Source organism: Kocuria sp. BT304, assembly GCF_003290245.1.
GTDB classification, from domain to species: Bacteria; Actinomycetota; Actinomycetes; order Actinomycetales; family Micrococcaceae; genus Kocuria; species Kocuria rhizophila_A.
Map to the genome: position 1 here is coordinate 76,759 of NZ_CP030039.1, position 15,024 is coordinate 91,782.

14 protein-coding genes are annotated in these 15,024 nt (G+C 71.0%); 7 read left to right on the top strand and 7 right to left on the bottom strand.

Annotation, left to right across the window (positions count from 1 at the left end; genetic code table 11):
- Positions 1-285 precede the first annotated feature (285 nt).
- From DNL27_RS00360 to DNL27_RS00385, 6 genes are all read left to right on the top strand, one after another.
- The gene (locus DNL27_RS00360; RefSeq protein ID WP_065118165.1) at positions 286-375 is read left to right on the top strand and encodes a potassium-transporting ATPase subunit F; all 90 of its coding nucleotides are present in this window, start codon (positions 286-288) and stop codon (positions 373-375) included.
- On the top strand, positions 375-2,051 hold the full coding sequence (kdpA, locus tag DNL27_RS00365) for a potassium-transporting ATPase subunit KdpA (RefSeq protein WP_112234363.1): 1,677 nt from the start codon (positions 375-377) through the stop codon (positions 2,049-2,051). Before DNL27_RS00360 ends, kdpA begins: the two co-directional genes overlap by 1 nt.
- The gene (gene kdpB, locus DNL27_RS00370) at positions 2,048-4,204 is read left to right on the top strand and encodes a potassium-transporting ATPase subunit KdpB (protein WP_112234364.1); all 2,157 of its coding nucleotides are present in this window, start codon (positions 2,048-2,050) and stop codon (positions 4,202-4,204) included. The genes kdpA and kdpB overlap by 4 nt, the downstream gene beginning before the upstream one ends.
- A 144-nt stretch (positions 4,205-4,348) precedes the next feature.
- On the top strand, positions 4,349-4,966 hold the full coding sequence (gene kdpC, locus DNL27_RS00375) for a potassium-transporting ATPase subunit KdpC (protein WP_055085159.1): 618 nt from the start codon (positions 4,349-4,351) through the stop codon (positions 4,964-4,966).
- A gap of 1 nt (position 4,967) precedes the next feature.
- Complete coding sequence (locus tag DNL27_RS00380; RefSeq protein ID WP_083482491.1) at positions 4,968-7,610, top strand: ATP-binding protein; 2,643 nt, start codon at positions 4,968-4,970, stop codon at positions 7,608-7,610.
- A complete protein-coding gene (locus DNL27_RS00385) occupies positions 7,588-8,280 on the top strand; it encodes a response regulator (protein ID WP_094393273.1) in 693 nt (230 codons plus the stop codon). The genes DNL27_RS00380 and DNL27_RS00385 overlap by 23 nt, the downstream gene beginning before the upstream one ends.
- 47 nt (positions 8,281-8,327) lie before the next feature.
- On the opposite strand, the gene ykgO is transcribed toward DNL27_RS00385, so the two are convergent.
- From ykgO to DNL27_RS00420, 7 genes are all read right to left on the bottom strand, one after another.
- On the bottom strand, positions 8,328-8,450 hold the full coding sequence (ykgO, locus tag DNL27_RS00390) for a type B 50S ribosomal protein L36 (protein WP_055085155.1): 123 nt from the start codon (positions 8,448-8,450) through the stop codon (positions 8,328-8,330).
- Between the two features lie 25 nt (positions 8,451-8,475).
- On the bottom strand, positions 8,476-10,065 hold the full coding sequence (locus tag DNL27_RS00395) for an ATP-binding protein (protein ID WP_112234365.1): 1,590 nt from the start codon (positions 10,063-10,065) through the stop codon (positions 8,476-8,478).
- Positions 10,062-11,507, bottom strand: a complete 1,446-nt coding sequence (locus DNL27_RS00400; RefSeq protein ID WP_112234366.1) for a glycosyltransferase — start codon at positions 11,505-11,507, stop codon at positions 10,062-10,064. Before DNL27_RS00400 ends, DNL27_RS00395 begins: the two co-directional genes overlap by 4 nt.
- A complete protein-coding gene (locus tag DNL27_RS00405; RefSeq protein WP_239494396.1) occupies positions 11,494-12,588 on the bottom strand; it encodes a HEAT repeat domain-containing protein in 1,095 nt (364 codons plus the stop codon). Before DNL27_RS00405 ends, DNL27_RS00400 begins: the two co-directional genes overlap by 14 nt.
- Before the next feature lie 10 nt (positions 12,589-12,598).
- Complete coding sequence (locus DNL27_RS00410; RefSeq protein ID WP_012399388.1) at positions 12,599-12,982, bottom strand: response regulator transcription factor; 384 nt, start codon at positions 12,980-12,982, stop codon at positions 12,599-12,601.
- Between the two features lie 120 nt (positions 12,983-13,102).
- Positions 13,103-13,729, bottom strand: coding sequence for a YdhK family protein (locus tag DNL27_RS00415; protein WP_112234368.1), 627 nt, complete (start codon positions 13,727-13,729; stop codon positions 13,103-13,105).
- A gap of 104 nt (positions 13,730-13,833) precedes the next feature.
- Positions 13,834-14,424: a DUF4396 domain-containing protein gene (locus DNL27_RS00420; protein ID WP_239494397.1), complete on the bottom strand. Its 591-nt coding sequence runs from the start codon at positions 14,422-14,424 to the stop codon at positions 13,834-13,836.
- A 318-nt stretch (positions 14,425-14,742) separates the two neighbouring features.
- Here DNL27_RS00420 and DNL27_RS00425 point away from each other — a divergent pair, with 318 nt between their 5' ends.
- Entirely contained in the window at positions 14,743-14,931 is a 189-nt protein-coding gene (locus DNL27_RS00425; protein ID WP_112234369.1) for a helix-turn-helix domain-containing protein, read from the top strand.
- The last annotated feature ends 93 nt before the right edge of the window (positions 14,932-15,024 follow it).

Sequence of the window (15,024 nt, forward strand, 5' to 3'; positions counted from 1 at the left end):
CGCCCGTCCAGCGCGCACCACAGCGCCCAGCAACGCTCCAAGCGGTTGGGTGCGAGGAAACCGTGAGGATCCGCAGGGGGCGCGTATGGGTTCCGTGAGGGGGCCTCCCCCCGGCGACGGGGGCGGGCGTCTACTGAGGTTCTGCACCCAGGGAGGGTGCGGCGGCCGTGATCCTGCGGCCGGTGATCTCCGATCGGAGCCAGCAGTGCTTGATGTGGTGTACGTCCTGGGCGTGGTCGCCCTGTTCATGGTCGTGGTGATGGTGGGCAAGGCGGTGGACAAGCTGTGATCGTGCTCAGCGGCATCGCGTTCGTCCTGGGCGTCGCGGCGATCGCGTACCTGGTCTTCGCCCTGGTGAACCCGGAGAGCTTCTGATGGAGTGGGTTCCCTTCCTCGCGTCCCTGGGCACCCTGGTGCTGGCCCTCGCGCTGGCCTACCGGCCCCTGGGCGACTACATGGCGTGGGTCTTCCAGACCCGCACGCACTGGGCCCCGGAGCGGGTCCTCTACAGGCTGACCGGCGTGGCCGCGGACCAGGAGCAGTCCTGGCAGGCGTACCTGCGCTCGGTGCTGTACTTCTCCCTGGCGGGCGTGCTGCTGCTGTACCTGCTGCAGCGCACCCAGCAGTGGCTGCCGTTCTCCACGGGCGCGGACAACCCGGAGCCGGGGGTCGCGTTCAACACGGCCATCTCCTTCGTGACCAACACCAACTGGCAGGCGTACTCGGGTGAGAACCTCGCGTACACCGTGCAGTTCGCGGGCCTGGCGGTGCAGAACTTCGTCTCCGCCGCCACGGGCATCGCGGTGTCCGTGGCCCTGGTGCGCGGCTTCGCGTACCGGCGCAGCGGCACCATCGGCAACTTCTGGGTGGACCTCACCCGCACCACCGTGCGCGTGCTGCTGCCGCTGTCGGTGCTGGGCGCGCTGGCGCTGATCGCAGGCGGTGTGGTGCAGAACTTCGACGGCTTCACGGACGTCACCACCGTGGCCGGCGGCACCCAGTCCATCCCGGGCGGGCCCGTGGCCTCCCAGGAGGTCATCAAGGAGCTGGGCACCAACGGCGGCGGCTTCTACAACGCCAACGCCTCCCACCCCTTCGAGAACCCCACCGGGTGGACCAGCCTCTTCGAGTGCTTCCTGATCCTGGTGATCCCGTTCGCCCTGCCCCGCACGTTCGGGCGACTGGTGGGCGACAACCGCCAGGGCTACGCGATCCTCGCGGTCATGGGCGTGCTGTACCTGGCCTCGGTGTTCGCACTCGCCGCGTTCGAGTCCGCCGGGCAGGGCACCGCGCCCGAGCTCGCGGGTGGTCCCATGGAGGGCAAGGAAGCCCGCTTCGGCATCCCCCAGTCCGTGATCTTCGCGGCCACCACCACGCTGACCTCCACGGGTGCGGTGAACTCGATGCACGACTCCTACACCGCCCTGGGCGGGATGGTCCCCATGCTCAACATGCTCCTGGGTGAGGTGGCCCCCGGCGGTGTGGGCTCCGGGCTGTACGGGATGCTCGTGATCGCGGTGATCGCCGTGTTCGTGGCCGGGCTGCTGGTGGGGCGCACCCCCGAGTACCTGGGCAAGAAGATCGGCCCCCGCGAGATGAAGCTCGCAAGCCTCTACATCCTGGTGATGCCCGTGCTGGTGCTCGCCGGGGTGGGCCTGAGCTTCGGGATCCCCGCCCTGCGGGACAGCATCGAGAACGAGTCGCTGACCAACACCGCCCCGCACGGGCTCTCCGAGGTGCTGTACGCGTTCGCGTCCGGCGCCAACAACAACGGCTCGGCCTTCGCGGGCCTCACCGCGGACACCCCCTGGCTCACCGCCGCGATCGGCGTGGCCATGCTGTTCGGCCGGTTCATCCCGATCGCCCTGGTGCTGGCCCTGGCCGGTTCCCTCGCGGCGCAGGAGAAGGTCCCCGCCACTGCGGGCACCCTGCCCACGCACCGGCCCCTGTTCGTGGGGCTCACCGCAGGCACCGCGGTCCTGGTGACCGCCCTCGTGTTCTTCCCCGTTCTCACGCTGGGTCCCCTGGCAGAAGGTCTGATGCAGTCATGAGCACCACCGTCACCGAAGCACGCCCCGAGGCCCCCGCGGCCCGGACGGCCGCACCCCGCAAGACGCTCACGTGGCAGCAGCTGCGCGAGGCCCTGCCCGGCGCCGTGCGCAAGCTCGACCCCCGCACCCAGTGGCACAACCCCGTGATGTTCATCGTGTGGGTGGGTGCCGTGGTCACCACGGTGTTCGCCGTGGCGGAGCTGTTCACCGGCGGCGCGCAGGACTCCGGCGGCACCGCCGTGCCCGGCGCGTTCACGTGGGCGATCGCCGTGTGGCTGTGGCTCACCGTTGTCTTCGCGAACCTCGCGGAGTCCATCGCGGAGGGCCGCGGCAAGGCCCAGGCGGAGTCTCTGCGCCAGACGCGCACCAGCACCACCGCGCACCGCGTGCGGGACTACGACGACGCCGCGGACCCGGGTGCCCAGCGCGCGGCCACCGAGGAGGCGTCCTCGGCGGACCTCACCCTGGGTGACGTGGTGGTGGTCTCCGCGGGCGAGCTGATCCCCGGGGACGGGGACATCGTGTGGGGCATCGCGAGCGTGGACGAGTCCGCGATCACCGGCGAGTCCGCCCCCGTGGTGCGCGAGTCTGGCGGGGACCGCTCCGCGGTGACCGGCGGCACGCGCGTGCTCTCGGACCGGATCGTCGTGCGGATCACCTCCAAGCCCGGTGAGACGTTCGTGGACCGGATGATCTCCCTGGTGGAGGGCGCCGCCCGCCAGCGCACCCCCAACGAGATCGCCCTGAACATCCTGCTGGCGTCCCTGTCCATCGTGTTCGTGGTGGTCACACTAACCCTGAACCCGATCGCCTCCTACCCCGCGAGCCCCGCGAGCGTGACGGTGCTGATCGCGCTGCTCGTGTGCCTGATCCCCACGACCATCGGCGCGCTGCTCTCCGCGATCGGCATCGCGGGCATGGACCGGCTGGTGCAGCGCAACGTGCTGGCCATGTCCGGGCGCGCTGTGGAGGCCGCCGGTGACGTGACCACCCTGCTGCTCGACAAGACCGGCACCATCACGTACGGCAACCGCCGCGCCACCGCGTTCGTCCCGCTCACCGGGGTGGCCGAGGAGGAGCTCGTGCACGCCGCGGCGCTCTCGTCCCTGGCGGACCCCACGCCCGAGGGCTCCTCGATCGTGGACCTGGCCCGCGAGCGCGGGGCGAGCCTCGAGCAGGAGGCCGCGGGCGACGTCGTGCCCTTCACGGCGCAGACGCGCATGTCCGGGCTGGACCTGCCGGGCGGCTCGCAGATCCGCAAGGGCGCGGGCTCCGCAATCGTCGCCTGGCTCGCGGAGGACGGCGCGCAGCCGGACGACGCCGCCCGGGGTGAGCTCCAGGAGCGCGTCACCGAGATTTCCCGCTCGGGTGGCACCCCGCTGGTGGTGGCGCACAAGAGGGCCGACGGCGCGGCGCGCGTGCTCGGCGTGGTGCACCTCAAGGACGTGGTCAAGGAGGGGCTCACCGAGCGCTTCGCGCAGCTGCGGGCCATGGGCATCCGCACCGTGATGGTCACGGGTGACAACCCCCTGACCGCCGCGGCCATCGCGCAGGAGGCCGGCGTGGACGACTACCTCGCCGAGGCCACCCCGGAACAGAAGCTCGCCTACATCCGCACGGAGCAGGAGGGCGGGAACCTCGTGGCCATGACCGGGGACGGCACCAACGACGCCCCCGCGCTGGCCCAGGCGGACGTGGGCGTGGCCATGAACACCGGCACCTCCGCGGCCAAGGAGGCCGGGAACATGGTGGACCTGGACTCGGACCCCACCAAGCTCATCGACATCGTGGCGATCGGCAAGCAGCTGCTCATCACCCGCGGCGCGCTCACCACGTTCTCGATCGCCAACGACATCGCCAAGTACTTCGCGATCATCCCCGCGATCTTCATCGGGGTGTTCCCGGGGCTCGCGGTGCTCAACGTGATGGGCCTGCACTCACCGGCCTCCGCGGTGCTCTCGGCGGTGATCTTCAACGCGATCGTGATCGTGTTCCTGGTCCCGCTGGCCCTGCGCGGCGTGAAGTACCGGCCCATGAACGCGTCCAAGACCCTGGGGCGCAACCTCGCGGTCTACGGGCTGGGCGGGATCATCACACCCTTCCTGGGGATCTGGCTGATCGACCTGGTGGTCCGGCTGATCCCGGGCTTCTGACCCGCCCCCGAACGCGCCGCCCGCCACCTCGCGAGCCGTCGGCGGGCGGGGCACCACCGCACCACCGCACCACCGCACCACCGCACCGCAACATCCCACCCCGCACCACAGAGTTTTCGAGTCGTCGAGAAAGAAGCGATCGTCATGAGCATTGCCGCACACTCCTCCGGGCGCACCATGTCGGTGGCCGTCCGCACCCTGATCGTGCTCACCCTGCTGCTGGGCGTGGGCTACACCGCGGTGGTCACCGGGCTCGGGTACCTCGCGTTCCCCGAGCAGAGCCACGGGTCCATGATGACGGACGGCAACGGTGAGGTCCGGGGGTCCTCACTGATCGGGCAGTCCTTCACGGACGCGGACGGCAAGCCCCTGCCGCAGTACTTCCAGCCCCGCCCCTCGGCGGCCGGGGACGCAGGGTACGACGCGGCGTCGTCCTCCGGCACCAACTGGGGCCCTGAGAACGGGAACCTGGTGGAGGCCATCACCCAGCGCAAGCAGGCCATCGCGGAGCTCAACGGCGTGCCCGACTCCGAGGTCCCCGCGGACGCCCTGACCGCCTCCTCCTCCGGGCTGGACCCCCACATCAGCGCGCGCTACGCGGACATCCAGGTCGAGCGCGTGGCCCGGGAGCGGGGTCTTCCGGTAGAACAGGTGCGAGAGCTCGTGGGCCAGCACACCAAGAACCCCGACCTGGGCTACGTGGGTGACCGCGTGGTGAACGTGGCCGAGCTCAACCTGGCACTGGACGAGACGAGGCGCTGACATGACCGCACCGGGGCGGCTGAGGGTGCTGCTCGGCGCCGCTCCCGGCGTGGGCAAGACCTACCGGATGCTCGCGGAGGGCAGGCGGCTGCTCGCCGAGGGCCGGGACGTGGTGATCGGGATCGTGGAGACCCACGGGCGCGCGGCCACCGCCGCCATGACCGAGGGCCTGCCGCAGGTCCCCCGGCTGCGCACCCGCTACCGGGACATGGAACTCGAGGAGATGGACGTGGCCGCGGTGCTGGAGCGCGCCCCGGACATCGCCCTGGTGGACGAGCTCGCCCACACCAACGCCCCCGGCTCCGAGCACGAGAAGCGCTGGGAGGACGTCCAGCAGCTGCTCGCCGCGGGGATCGACGTGATCTCCACCGTGAACATCCAGCACATCGAGTCCCTCAACGACGTGGTGGAGCGGATCACCGGCGCGCCCCAGCGGGAGACCGTGCCGGACCGGTTCCTGCGCGGCGCCCACCAGATCGAGGTGGTGGACCTGGCGCCCCAGGTGCTGCGGGACCGGCTCTCGGAGGGGCTCGTGTACCCCGCCGAGCGCGTGGACGCGGCGCTGTCCAACTACTTCCGCCTGGGCAACCTCACCGCGCTGCGCGAGCTCGCGCTGCTGTGGCTCGCGGACGAGGTGGACCAGGCCCTCATGCACTACCGCCGCGAGCACGACATCAACGGCAAGTGGGAGGCCCGCGAGCGCGTGGTCGTCGCCCTGACGGGCGGGCCGGAGGGTGAGACCCTGCTGCGCCGCGGCGCCCGGGTGGCGGCGCGCTCGGCGGGCGGTGACCTGCTGGCCGTGCACGTGATCGCGCAGGACGGCGTGCGCACGGAGAACCCGGCCGCGCTCGCGCAGCAGCGGGCGCTCGTGGAGAAGCTCGGCGGGACCTACCACCAGGTGGCGGGGGACGACGTCCCCGCGGCGCTCGTGGAGTTCGCCCGGTCGGTCAACGCCACGCAGCTGGTGCTGGGCATCAGCCGTCGGAGCCGGCTCGCCGCGGCCTTCACGGGTCCGGGGATCGGGGCCACGGTCACCAAGGAGTCCGGGGAGATCGACGTGCACATGGTCGCCCACGCGCAGGCGGGCGGGCAGTTCACGCTCCCCCCGCTGGGTGGGGCGCTCTCCGCACGACGCCGCGTGCTCGGCTTCCTGGTGGCGCTGCTGGGCGGTCCGGTGCTCACCGTGGCGCTGGCCGGGGTGCGCTCCCCGGACGCCATCACGAGCGACGTGCTCGCGTACCAGCTGCTCGTGGTGGTCGTGGCCCTCGTGGGCGGGATCTGGCCCGCGCTGTTCGCGGCGGTGCTCTCCGGGCTCACGCTGGACTACTTCTTCATCGACCCCATCCACACCATCACCATCGCGGATCCCCTGCACCTGCTGGCGCTGATCCTCTACACGGTGATCGCCGCGCTCGTGAGCTTCGTGGTGGACCGCGCGGCCCGCTACACCCGCGCCGCCCGCCGGGCGGCCGCGGAGTCCGAACTGATCCAGAGCATCGCGGGCAGCGTGCTGCGCGGCGAGGACGCCGTGCAGGCGCTCGTGGACCGTGCGCACGAGGTGTTCCGCGTTCCGGGGGTGCGCATCATGGCGGGAGACACGGTGGTCGCGAGCGCGGGGGACGTGGAGCCCGGGGACGAGCCCACGGTCATGCCCCTGGACGGCGGGGGCACGCTCGAGCTGCACGGCGGGCACCTGGCCTCGTCCGAGCGGCGGCTGCTGAGCGTCGTCGCCGTGCAGATGGGGGCGGCCCTGGAGCGGCAGCGGCTGCAGGCGGTGGCTGAGGAGATCGAGCCCATTGCGGCGTCGGACCGGGTGCGCGGGGCGCTGCTGTCCGCGCTGAGCCACGACCTGCGGCGACCGCTGGCCTCCGCCACGGCGGCGGTGGGCGGGCTGCGCGCGGCCGGGGACTCGCTCACGCCCGAGGACCGGCAGGAGCTCATGGACACCGCGGACGAGAGCCTCGCCGCACTGGCCACCCTGGTCAACGACCTGCTGGACGTGAGCCGGGTGCAGGCCGGGGTGCTGTCCCTGGGGACCACACCCACGGACCCGGCGGACTCGGTGGCCTCCGCTCTGGACGAGCTGCAGCTGGGGCCCTCCGAGGTGCGCCTGGACCTGGCCCACCACGGTGCCACGGTGCTCGCGGACCCGGTGCTGCTGCAGCGCGCACTCGTGAACCTGCTGGCCAACGCCGAGCGGCACACGCCCGAGGGCGTTCCGGTCTCGGTCACCACCAGCACGTTCGCGGACCGCCTGGAGATCCGCGTGATCGACCACGGCCCGGGGATCGCCCCCGAGCGCCACGACGAGATGTTCGTACCGTTCCAGCGCCTCGGGGACACGGACAACACCACCGGTCTGGGGCTCGGGCTCGCGCTGTCCCGAGGTTTTGTGGAGGCCATGCACGGCACACTCACCCCGGAGGACACACCGGGTGGCGGGCTCACCATGGTGGTTTCGCTGCCGCTGCTCACGGAGCGCGCCGGGGCGGATCGGTCGGAGGCGGGTGCCGCCCGGGCGACGACGCCGCAGGCCGGCTCGGCGGCCGAGGTGACGGTTTCGTCCGGGGCGGGGACGGCGTCGTCGTCGCCCCGGGCGCGTGGACGGGAAGGGGTGCCGGGTGAAGATCCTCATCGCGGATGACGACCCGCAGATCCTGCGGGCGCTGCGGATCATCCTGGGAGCCAAGGGCTACCGGGTGGTCACGGCGGCGAACGGCGCAGAGGCCGTGAGCGCGGCGGTGGACGAGCAGCCGGACATGTTCCTGCTGGACCTGGGGATGCCGCAGCTGGACGGGATCGAGGTGATCCAGGGGATCCGGGGGTGGTCCCAGGCGCCCATCCTGGTGGTCTCGGGGCGCACGGGCGCGGCGGACAAGGTGCAGGCGCTGGACACCGGCGCGGACGACTACATCACCAAGCCGTTCGCGATCGACGAGCTGCTGGCCCGCATCCGCGCGCTGACCCGTAGGATCCCGCAGGAGAAGACCGTGGCGACCGCGCGGCTCGGGGACGTGACCGTGGACCTCGCGGCCCACAGCGTGACCCGCGCGGTGGCGGGCGGGGTCAAGCAGATCCGGCTCACGCCCACCGAGTGGCAGGTCGTGGAGGTGCTGCTGCGCAACGCGGGCAAGCTGGTGACCCGCCAGACCCTGCTCACCCACGTGTGGGGCACCGAGCACGTGCAGGACAGCGGGTACCTGCGGCTCTACATCTCCCAGCTGCGCAAGAAGCTGGAGGCGGACCCGGCCAAGCCCCGGCACATCCTCACGGAGCAGGGCATGGGGTACCGGCTGGTGGGGGTGGAGGGGTGAGAGCACGCGGGCGCTGAGATCCGGTCTCCCGGACGCGCCCGCGCGCGTCAGCCCTGACGAGCCTTCATGCGCGGGTTCTTCTTGTTGATCACGTAGGTCTTGCCCCGGCGGCGGACCACCTGCGAGCCGGGGACCTTCTTGAGGGAGCGGAGCGAGTTGCGGACCTTCACGGAGCCTCCTTTTTGCGAATAATTCTCATTCAGGAGAATAGCACGGAGCGTCGGCGTCCACGGCCCGCTGCACCGGTTCGCCCTGCTGGGTCGCCAGGGGGAGATCCAGCGTGACGGTGGTGCCTTCCCCCTCCGCCGACTCCAGGGCCACGGACCCCCCGTGCTGCTCCACGATGGTGCGCATGATCACGAGCCCCAGTCCCGTTCCGGGCACCTGCTGGGCCGTGGCGTTGGAGGCCCGGGTGAAGCTCATGAAGAGGGACCCCACCTCTTTCTCGGGAATGCCCATCCCGGTGTCCGTGCACGTCAGGCGGACTCCCGTGCCGCCGGGCGTGTGTTCCAGCGTCAGCGTGACGGCGCCGTGGGGCGGGGTGAACTTGATGGCGTTGCCCACCACGTTGGTGACGGCCCGCTCCAGACGGTCGCGGTCCCCGAACACGGGCCACGAACCGTCCGTGTCCGCGTGGACGGTCACTTCGCCCGCCGCGGCCTGGGGAACGAGATTGGTGACCACCCCGGACACGCACTCTGCGAGGTCCAGCACACGGTGGCGCGCCGAGCGGTTCTCGTGGTCCTGGTCCAGCTTGTTGATCAGCAGCAGGTCCTCGATCAGCAGCCGCAGCCGCTCCGTGTTGCGCCGCACCACTTCCAGCACGCGGGCCTGTTCCGGGCCGACGCCGCCGAAGTCCCCGTCCTGGAGCATCTCCACATAGCCACTGATGGACGTGAGCGGGGTTCGCAGCTCGTGGTTGGTGGTGGAGACGAACACGGACTTCTGACGGTCCAGCTCCGTGAGCTGCTCCAGCGTGCGCTCCCGTTGCTTCACCACGTCCCGGGCCTCGCGGGTGAAGGCGTTGAAGGACGCGGCGAGATCCACCACCTCCACAGCGCCGTGGGAGGTGTCCGCGACGGCGTCGTGGTCGCCCGCGCGCTGCCTCGCCACCGTGCGCTGCAGCGCGAGCAGCGGTGCCCCTAGGGCGCGGTCCGCACGGCGCAGGGCGAGGAGCGTCACCGCGATCGACAGCACCGCGGCAGTCACCACGGCGGCCGCGGCCAGGGTCATGGACCGGTTCAGGTCCGCTCTGCGCTGCTCCCGCAGGCTGGAGACCTCCGCCCTGACGTCTTCCAGTGTGCCGAGGGCCCGGTCCATGGCGGGTGCCGTGCGGGAGAGGTCCATGGATCTCCGCGGGGTGTCCCTCCCCGGTTCCCGAGTGAGGCCGAGCCACGTGTCCACGGACTCGTTCAGGGACCGCAGCTGCGGCACCCGTCCGGCCGCCACCTCGCCCAGGACGTCCTGGGCCGCAGTGAGGTCCGCCGTGGCCTCAGCGTACTCCTGCGCGAAGGCCCGGTCTCCGCTGACCGAGTAGCCGCGCGCGGCCGTCTGGGCACGCAGCAGCGTGGCCTCCACCTGGTGGGTGGCATCCACCAGGGGGGTGATGGTGGTGCGCGTGGTGGCCACGTTCAGCTGCACCGTGTGCAGGCCCCACAGCGCGGTGGCGCCGGTGAAGAGCAGTGCGAGGCACAACAGGGCGAGCACCTGCAGGAGGATGGCGCGCACCCCGCGGTGGCGGACACCGTCCCGCACGCGGGCCAGGGCCGGGAAGCGGGCGCTCATCCGTCCACCTCCGTGAAACCCGAACGGGTCATGGTGCCCCACTGCTGGCGGCGCCCCAGCAGGGAGGCCACCCAGCCCTCCATGCGCCACCACGCCGTGAGCTGGCGGTAGCCCAGGTTCTCCAGGACCACCGCGCCCAGCGTGATGCCCAGGTCCCGCCAGCGGGGGTACTTGTGGTAGCTCAGCTCCTCGATCGTCACGGCCGCGAGGGTCACGATGATCGCGTACGCGTAGGCCACGAGCATGAACAACAGGAAGTACTGCCAGGACACGAGTCCCAGCGCGAAGCCCAGGGCGATCAGCACCAGCCCGGCGAGTTCCAGCAGCGGGGCGATCAGCTCGAAGAGCCAGTAGTACGGAACCGCCACGAGACCCAGCCGGCCGTAGCGGGGGTTGCCGAGCATGTCCCGGTAGGCCCACAGGGTCTCCCACAGACCCCGGTGCCAGCGGGCGCGCTGCCTGCGCAGCACGGGCAGGGTGCTGGGGACCTCTGTCCAGCAGATGGGCTCCGTGAGGAAGGTGACGCGGTAGGGCCGACGCTGTTTGCGGAACGTGCGGTGCAAGCGCATGACCAGTTCGAAGTCCTCACCGATGCTGCTGGCGTCCAGGCCTCCCACCGTCACGAGAGCATCCCGGCGGAAGACACCGAACGCGCCGCTGATGAGCAGCAGGGCGTTGATCCGGGACCAGCCTGCGCGCCCCAGGTGGAAGGCCCGCAGGTACTCCATCACCTGGATGTCCGCCAGGGGGTTGCCGGGCATCCGGACCTCCAGCACGCGCCCGCCCTTCACGCGGCACCCGTTGACGGCGCGGATCACTCCCCCGGCCGCCACCGTGGAGATCGGGTCCTCGATGAAGGGCCGGGACACCGCCAGCAGCGCCCCGGGGTCCAGGATGGAGTCCGAGTCCACGAACAGCACCAGGTCCTCGCGGGCCAGGTTGACGCCCACATTGGTGGAGTCGGAGCGGCCCGAGTTGCGCTTGTGCACCACGGTCAGCCGGGTCCGCCCGTCCCGTGGAACGTGGATGCTGGTCGGTGCCTCCCGCACCGGAACGTCCTCGGGCATCTGCCGGGACACCGGCACCAGGTCGAAGGCCCGGCGCAGCACCTCGAAACCGTTGTCGGTGCTGCCGTCGTCCACCACGATCACCTCGTGGCGCGGGTGCTGCAGCGACAGAAAGGACTCCACGGCCACGCGGATGCCGACCTCCTCGTTGTGCATGGGTGCCACCACGCTGATGCCGGGCATGGTGCGGGAGTGCATCAGCTCCTCCCGCCCCGCGAACGGGATCCGGCGGCGCTGGGCCACGAAGTCCACCGCCGCCAGGACGATCATCACCAGGTAGGACGTGTTGATCAGCAGGAAGTAGATCAGCACCGGCACCGCGATGAACGCCAGGATCCCGGCCACGGCGCCGCGCAGCAGCTCAAGCCACTCCACGGCCGGCCCCTCTCATGGCGCTCAGCTGCAGCGCGTAGTGGGCGGGGTGCACGGCGGGGGTCTCGCCGTCCAGGGCGCCCAGCAGCCTCTCCCGCCCGGCAGGGCCCAGTTCGGTGAGTGCCACCGCGGCCCGCTCCGCCAGCCGGGGCCGGGTGTCCTCGACCAGGGGGGCCAGGGCCGCCACGGAGGCGGGCAGGCCCAGCCGTTCGAGGGACTCCACGGCGGCGAGCGCCACGCTCTCATCCCGGTGGCGGGCGAACTCGGACAGGACGGCGAGGTCCTGCGCTCCCCCCACCCATCCCAGGGCGTCGACGAAGGCGGCGAGGGCACGGGGATCGGTCTCCTGCGCCAGGCAATCACGCACGACGGGAGCGGCACCCGGCACGGGGCGCACTCCGATCACGGTTGCCGCCACGTGGCGCACGGCGGGGTCCGGGTGCAGGGTGGCGTCCGCGATCACGGGTGCCGCGTCGTCGTCGAAGGCGCACAGGGACTCCACGGCCACCCAGCTGGGCAGTCCGCGGGGACGACGCCGCGGGGCCACCGCGCGCAGCACGGCGCGCGCCGCGGAACCGTCGCCGAGCGGCGCCAGGGCACGGGCGGCGGCGACCACCACGTCCGCGGAACGGTCCTGGAGCAGGGGGACCAGGCGGGGCGCGGACTCGCGGGCGCGCATCAGGCCGAGGGTCCAGGCGGCGTGGGCGCGGCGCACTGCACTGTGGGAGGAGAGCCCCGCGAGGGCCCACTGGGCGCGCCCGTGGGCTTCGAGCACCCGGGCCAGGGCACGGGCGGGTTCCCCCCTGACCTTGGAGAGCATCGCGGAGACGGCGCGGTCCACCACCGGCACGCGGCGCCGGGGCACCGCGGTCAGGCGGCGCAGGGCGGAGGCGTCGTCGTCCTCACCAGATGCGACCTCGAGCATTGCGGGGCGCAGCTCACCGAGCAGCTTCGCATCCCGGCGCTCACGCCACTGCCGGCCGGCACGCGATCCCAGGACGGTCGCGAGGAGCAGGACCGCGGCCCACACCAGAACCCACAGCGCCCAGGACAGCAGCTGCGCGGAGACCACCGTGGGGGTCACCACCGCGGGGTCACCGGCCCCGGCCGAGGAGACTGTTCACGCGGTGCAGCAGCTCGCGGGGGCTGAAGGGTTTGGTGACGTACTCGTCCGCGCCGGTGCTGTACCCGTCGTCCACGTCCGTGTCACGGGCGCGGGCGGTCAGCAGGAGCACCTTGACGCTGCTCAGCCGCTCCGTGGCGCGGATCTGCCGCAGCACGTCCAGGCCGCTGAGACCGGGCATCATGACGTCCAGCACCACGAGGTCCGGGATGGCGTCCTCCAGCGCGCCCAGCGCAGCGGTGCCGTCCTCCACCGCCCGGACCTCGTATCCCGCCTGCTGCAGTTTGAAGACCACGAGGTCGCGGATGTCGGGGTCGTCGTCCGCAACGAGGACGGACGGGTGTTCAGGGCTCACGAGGGCGCTCCGTGTGTCTGGGGGATGGACACGCTCCGGGTCCGCGGCAGCGGAGGAGATGAGGCCAAGAGTATTCGAATACATGCAGGTTGGTGGGAGGTGACACTTCGCGCGGTGGAATCAGCCGCGGGGCTTCATCTCCTTCTCCACGACCCACTTGTGGTTGGTCATGGTCATACCGTCCGCCTCGTAGTCCACCATGTAGACGGTCTGGGTGGTGGAGGAGGCAACGGTGCCCGTGGCGCCCTTCATGCCCTCCATGTGGTCCGCCTCGATGGTGACCTCGGTGCCGTCCGCGAGGCGCTCGGAACCGGCGCCCTGGAGTTCCTCCTGGACGACCCACTTGTGGTTGGTGACCTCGGGTCCGCCGTCCGTGGGGGTGTAGTTCACGGCGTAGGCCACGGTCTTGTAGGCGCCCACCACGGTGGCCGGGGCGCCCTCCATGCCCTCCATGTGGTCGGTGGTCAGCGTGACCTGTGTGCCCACGGGGTAGGTGGGCTTCTCCGCGGCGGCGATGCCCTCCGGGGCGGGGCCGCCGTCCATGGCGTGCATGTGCTCGTGCCCGCCCTGGCTCGCACTGGGCGTGCCGCTCGCGGAGGACGACGTCGCCTGGCTCGTCGCGCTGGAGGTCGCGCTGGTCTCGTGGCCCTCGTGGGCGGAGTGGTCCGCGGAATCGGAACCGGCGGAGCATGCGGTGGCGGTCACCAGGATGGTGAGACCGGCGAGGGTGAGGGGAAGTCGACGCATGAGACGGATCCTTTCTGGGGGCCCGCCCGGGTTGCTGGACCCCGGTAAGGGCGGGTTTCTGGTGGGAATGCGCGGTGGCAGCGGGGCCCCGCTGTGGTGGTTCTCTACAAGAGGGTGCCGAGGGAGGCGACGAAGCCGCCCAGCATGAACGCGCTGATGCCGTACGCCAGGGGACGGTTGTCCATGGGGCCACCACCGGAGGCGTGGTGGGTGATGGCGTGGCCCTTGCCGCGGCGCAGCAGAGCCTGGTTCACCGGGTACGCCGCGAAGTATGCGATCACGAGGGACACAGCCATGGAACCCCAGAACAGGGCGTCCAGCAGGCCGGCGTCCATGGCGCCGGGGACCAGCCACATGACGAGGTTGTCCACGACCTCCATGGTGAGGATGGAGACGGTGTCCGCGGCGAGCACGAGACGCAGGGCCTGACCCACGCCAATGCCGGAGCGCAGCAGGGGCAGGGAGGACAGGGCATAGCCGAACACGAAGGCCAGGGCGATGGCCACGGCGGTGCTGGTGACGTTGCCCCACCCGAACACGGTGGCCAGGATCAGGCCGAGGATCTCGCCGATGGAGCAGCCGGTGAGGCAGTGGAGGGTGGCGCTGGCGGCCATGTTGGACATGTCGTGGCCTGCGTGGCTGGAGGGGGCGTGGTTCGCGTGGGGGTCTGCGTGGTCGGTGGCGGGCGTGTTCATGCCATCGACTATATACCCCGCAGGGGTATAAGGTCAGAAGTCAGAACGCGCCCTCCCCCCGGGCTGCGACCGCTCCATATCGCCTTACCTCAAGTCCAAGGCACCGGGTGCGCGGTGAGACGAGCGAGTTGTACCCGGCAGGATAGAAGTTCATCAACAACCCATCCACGAAAAAAACAGAACCCGCTCATGACCCACGATTGAGCACCCCTGCCCCAGTCTCCGGGTACGCCTGGAGGAACCCAATTCAAGCCAAACCTTCACCGGTATCATCGAGAGTGTTGGCCTGTCTGGGCCACAGAGCGAGGGAGGACCAACTTGGCTGAGCCGTGGCTGTCCGCAGAGGGCACCGCCACCCACCCCGGGGCCGCCCACAACACCCTCTACACCTGGATCGCAGAGAAGGCTATGCCCGCCCACAAGGTCGGGTGTCTCTGGAAGTTCCAAGCCAGCGTGATCGACGACTGGGCTCGACGAGACGGCGCCCCTGAGGACGACACCCCGTGAAGGCTCGAATGTCAGAGGTTCCTGCTGAGATGGAACCCGCGATGAAGTCCGTCGTGCGCCAGATTCGTAACGCCTCGCTCCGGATAGGTGACG

Excerpts from the sequence above, each read along its gene's own strand:
- kdpA (WP_112234363.1), top strand. The coding sequence starts at position 375 with ATGGAGTGGGTTCCCTTCCTCGCGTCCCTGGGCACCCTGGTGCTGGCC.
- kdpB (WP_112234364.1), top strand. The coding sequence starts at position 2,048 with ATGAGCACCACCGTCACCGAAGCACGCCCCGAGGCCCCCGCGGCCCGG.
- kdpC (WP_055085159.1), top strand. The coding sequence starts at position 4,349 with ATGAGCATTGCCGCACACTCCTCCGGGCGCACCATGTCGGTGGCCGTC.
- DNL27_RS00380 (WP_083482491.1), top strand. The coding sequence starts at position 4,968 with ATGACCGCACCGGGGCGGCTGAGGGTGCTGCTCGGCGCCGCTCCCGGC.
- DNL27_RS00395 (WP_112234365.1), bottom strand. The coding sequence starts at position 10,065 with ATGAGCGCCCGCTTCCCGGCCCTGGCCCGCGTGCGGGACGGTGTCCGC.
- DNL27_RS00415 (WP_112234368.1), bottom strand. The coding sequence starts at position 13,729 with ATGCGTCGACTTCCCCTCACCCTCGCCGGTCTCACCATCCTGGTGACC.
- DNL27_RS00420 (WP_239494397.1), bottom strand. The coding sequence starts at position 14,424 with ATGAACACGCCCGCCACCGACCACGCAGACCCCCACGCGAACCACGCC.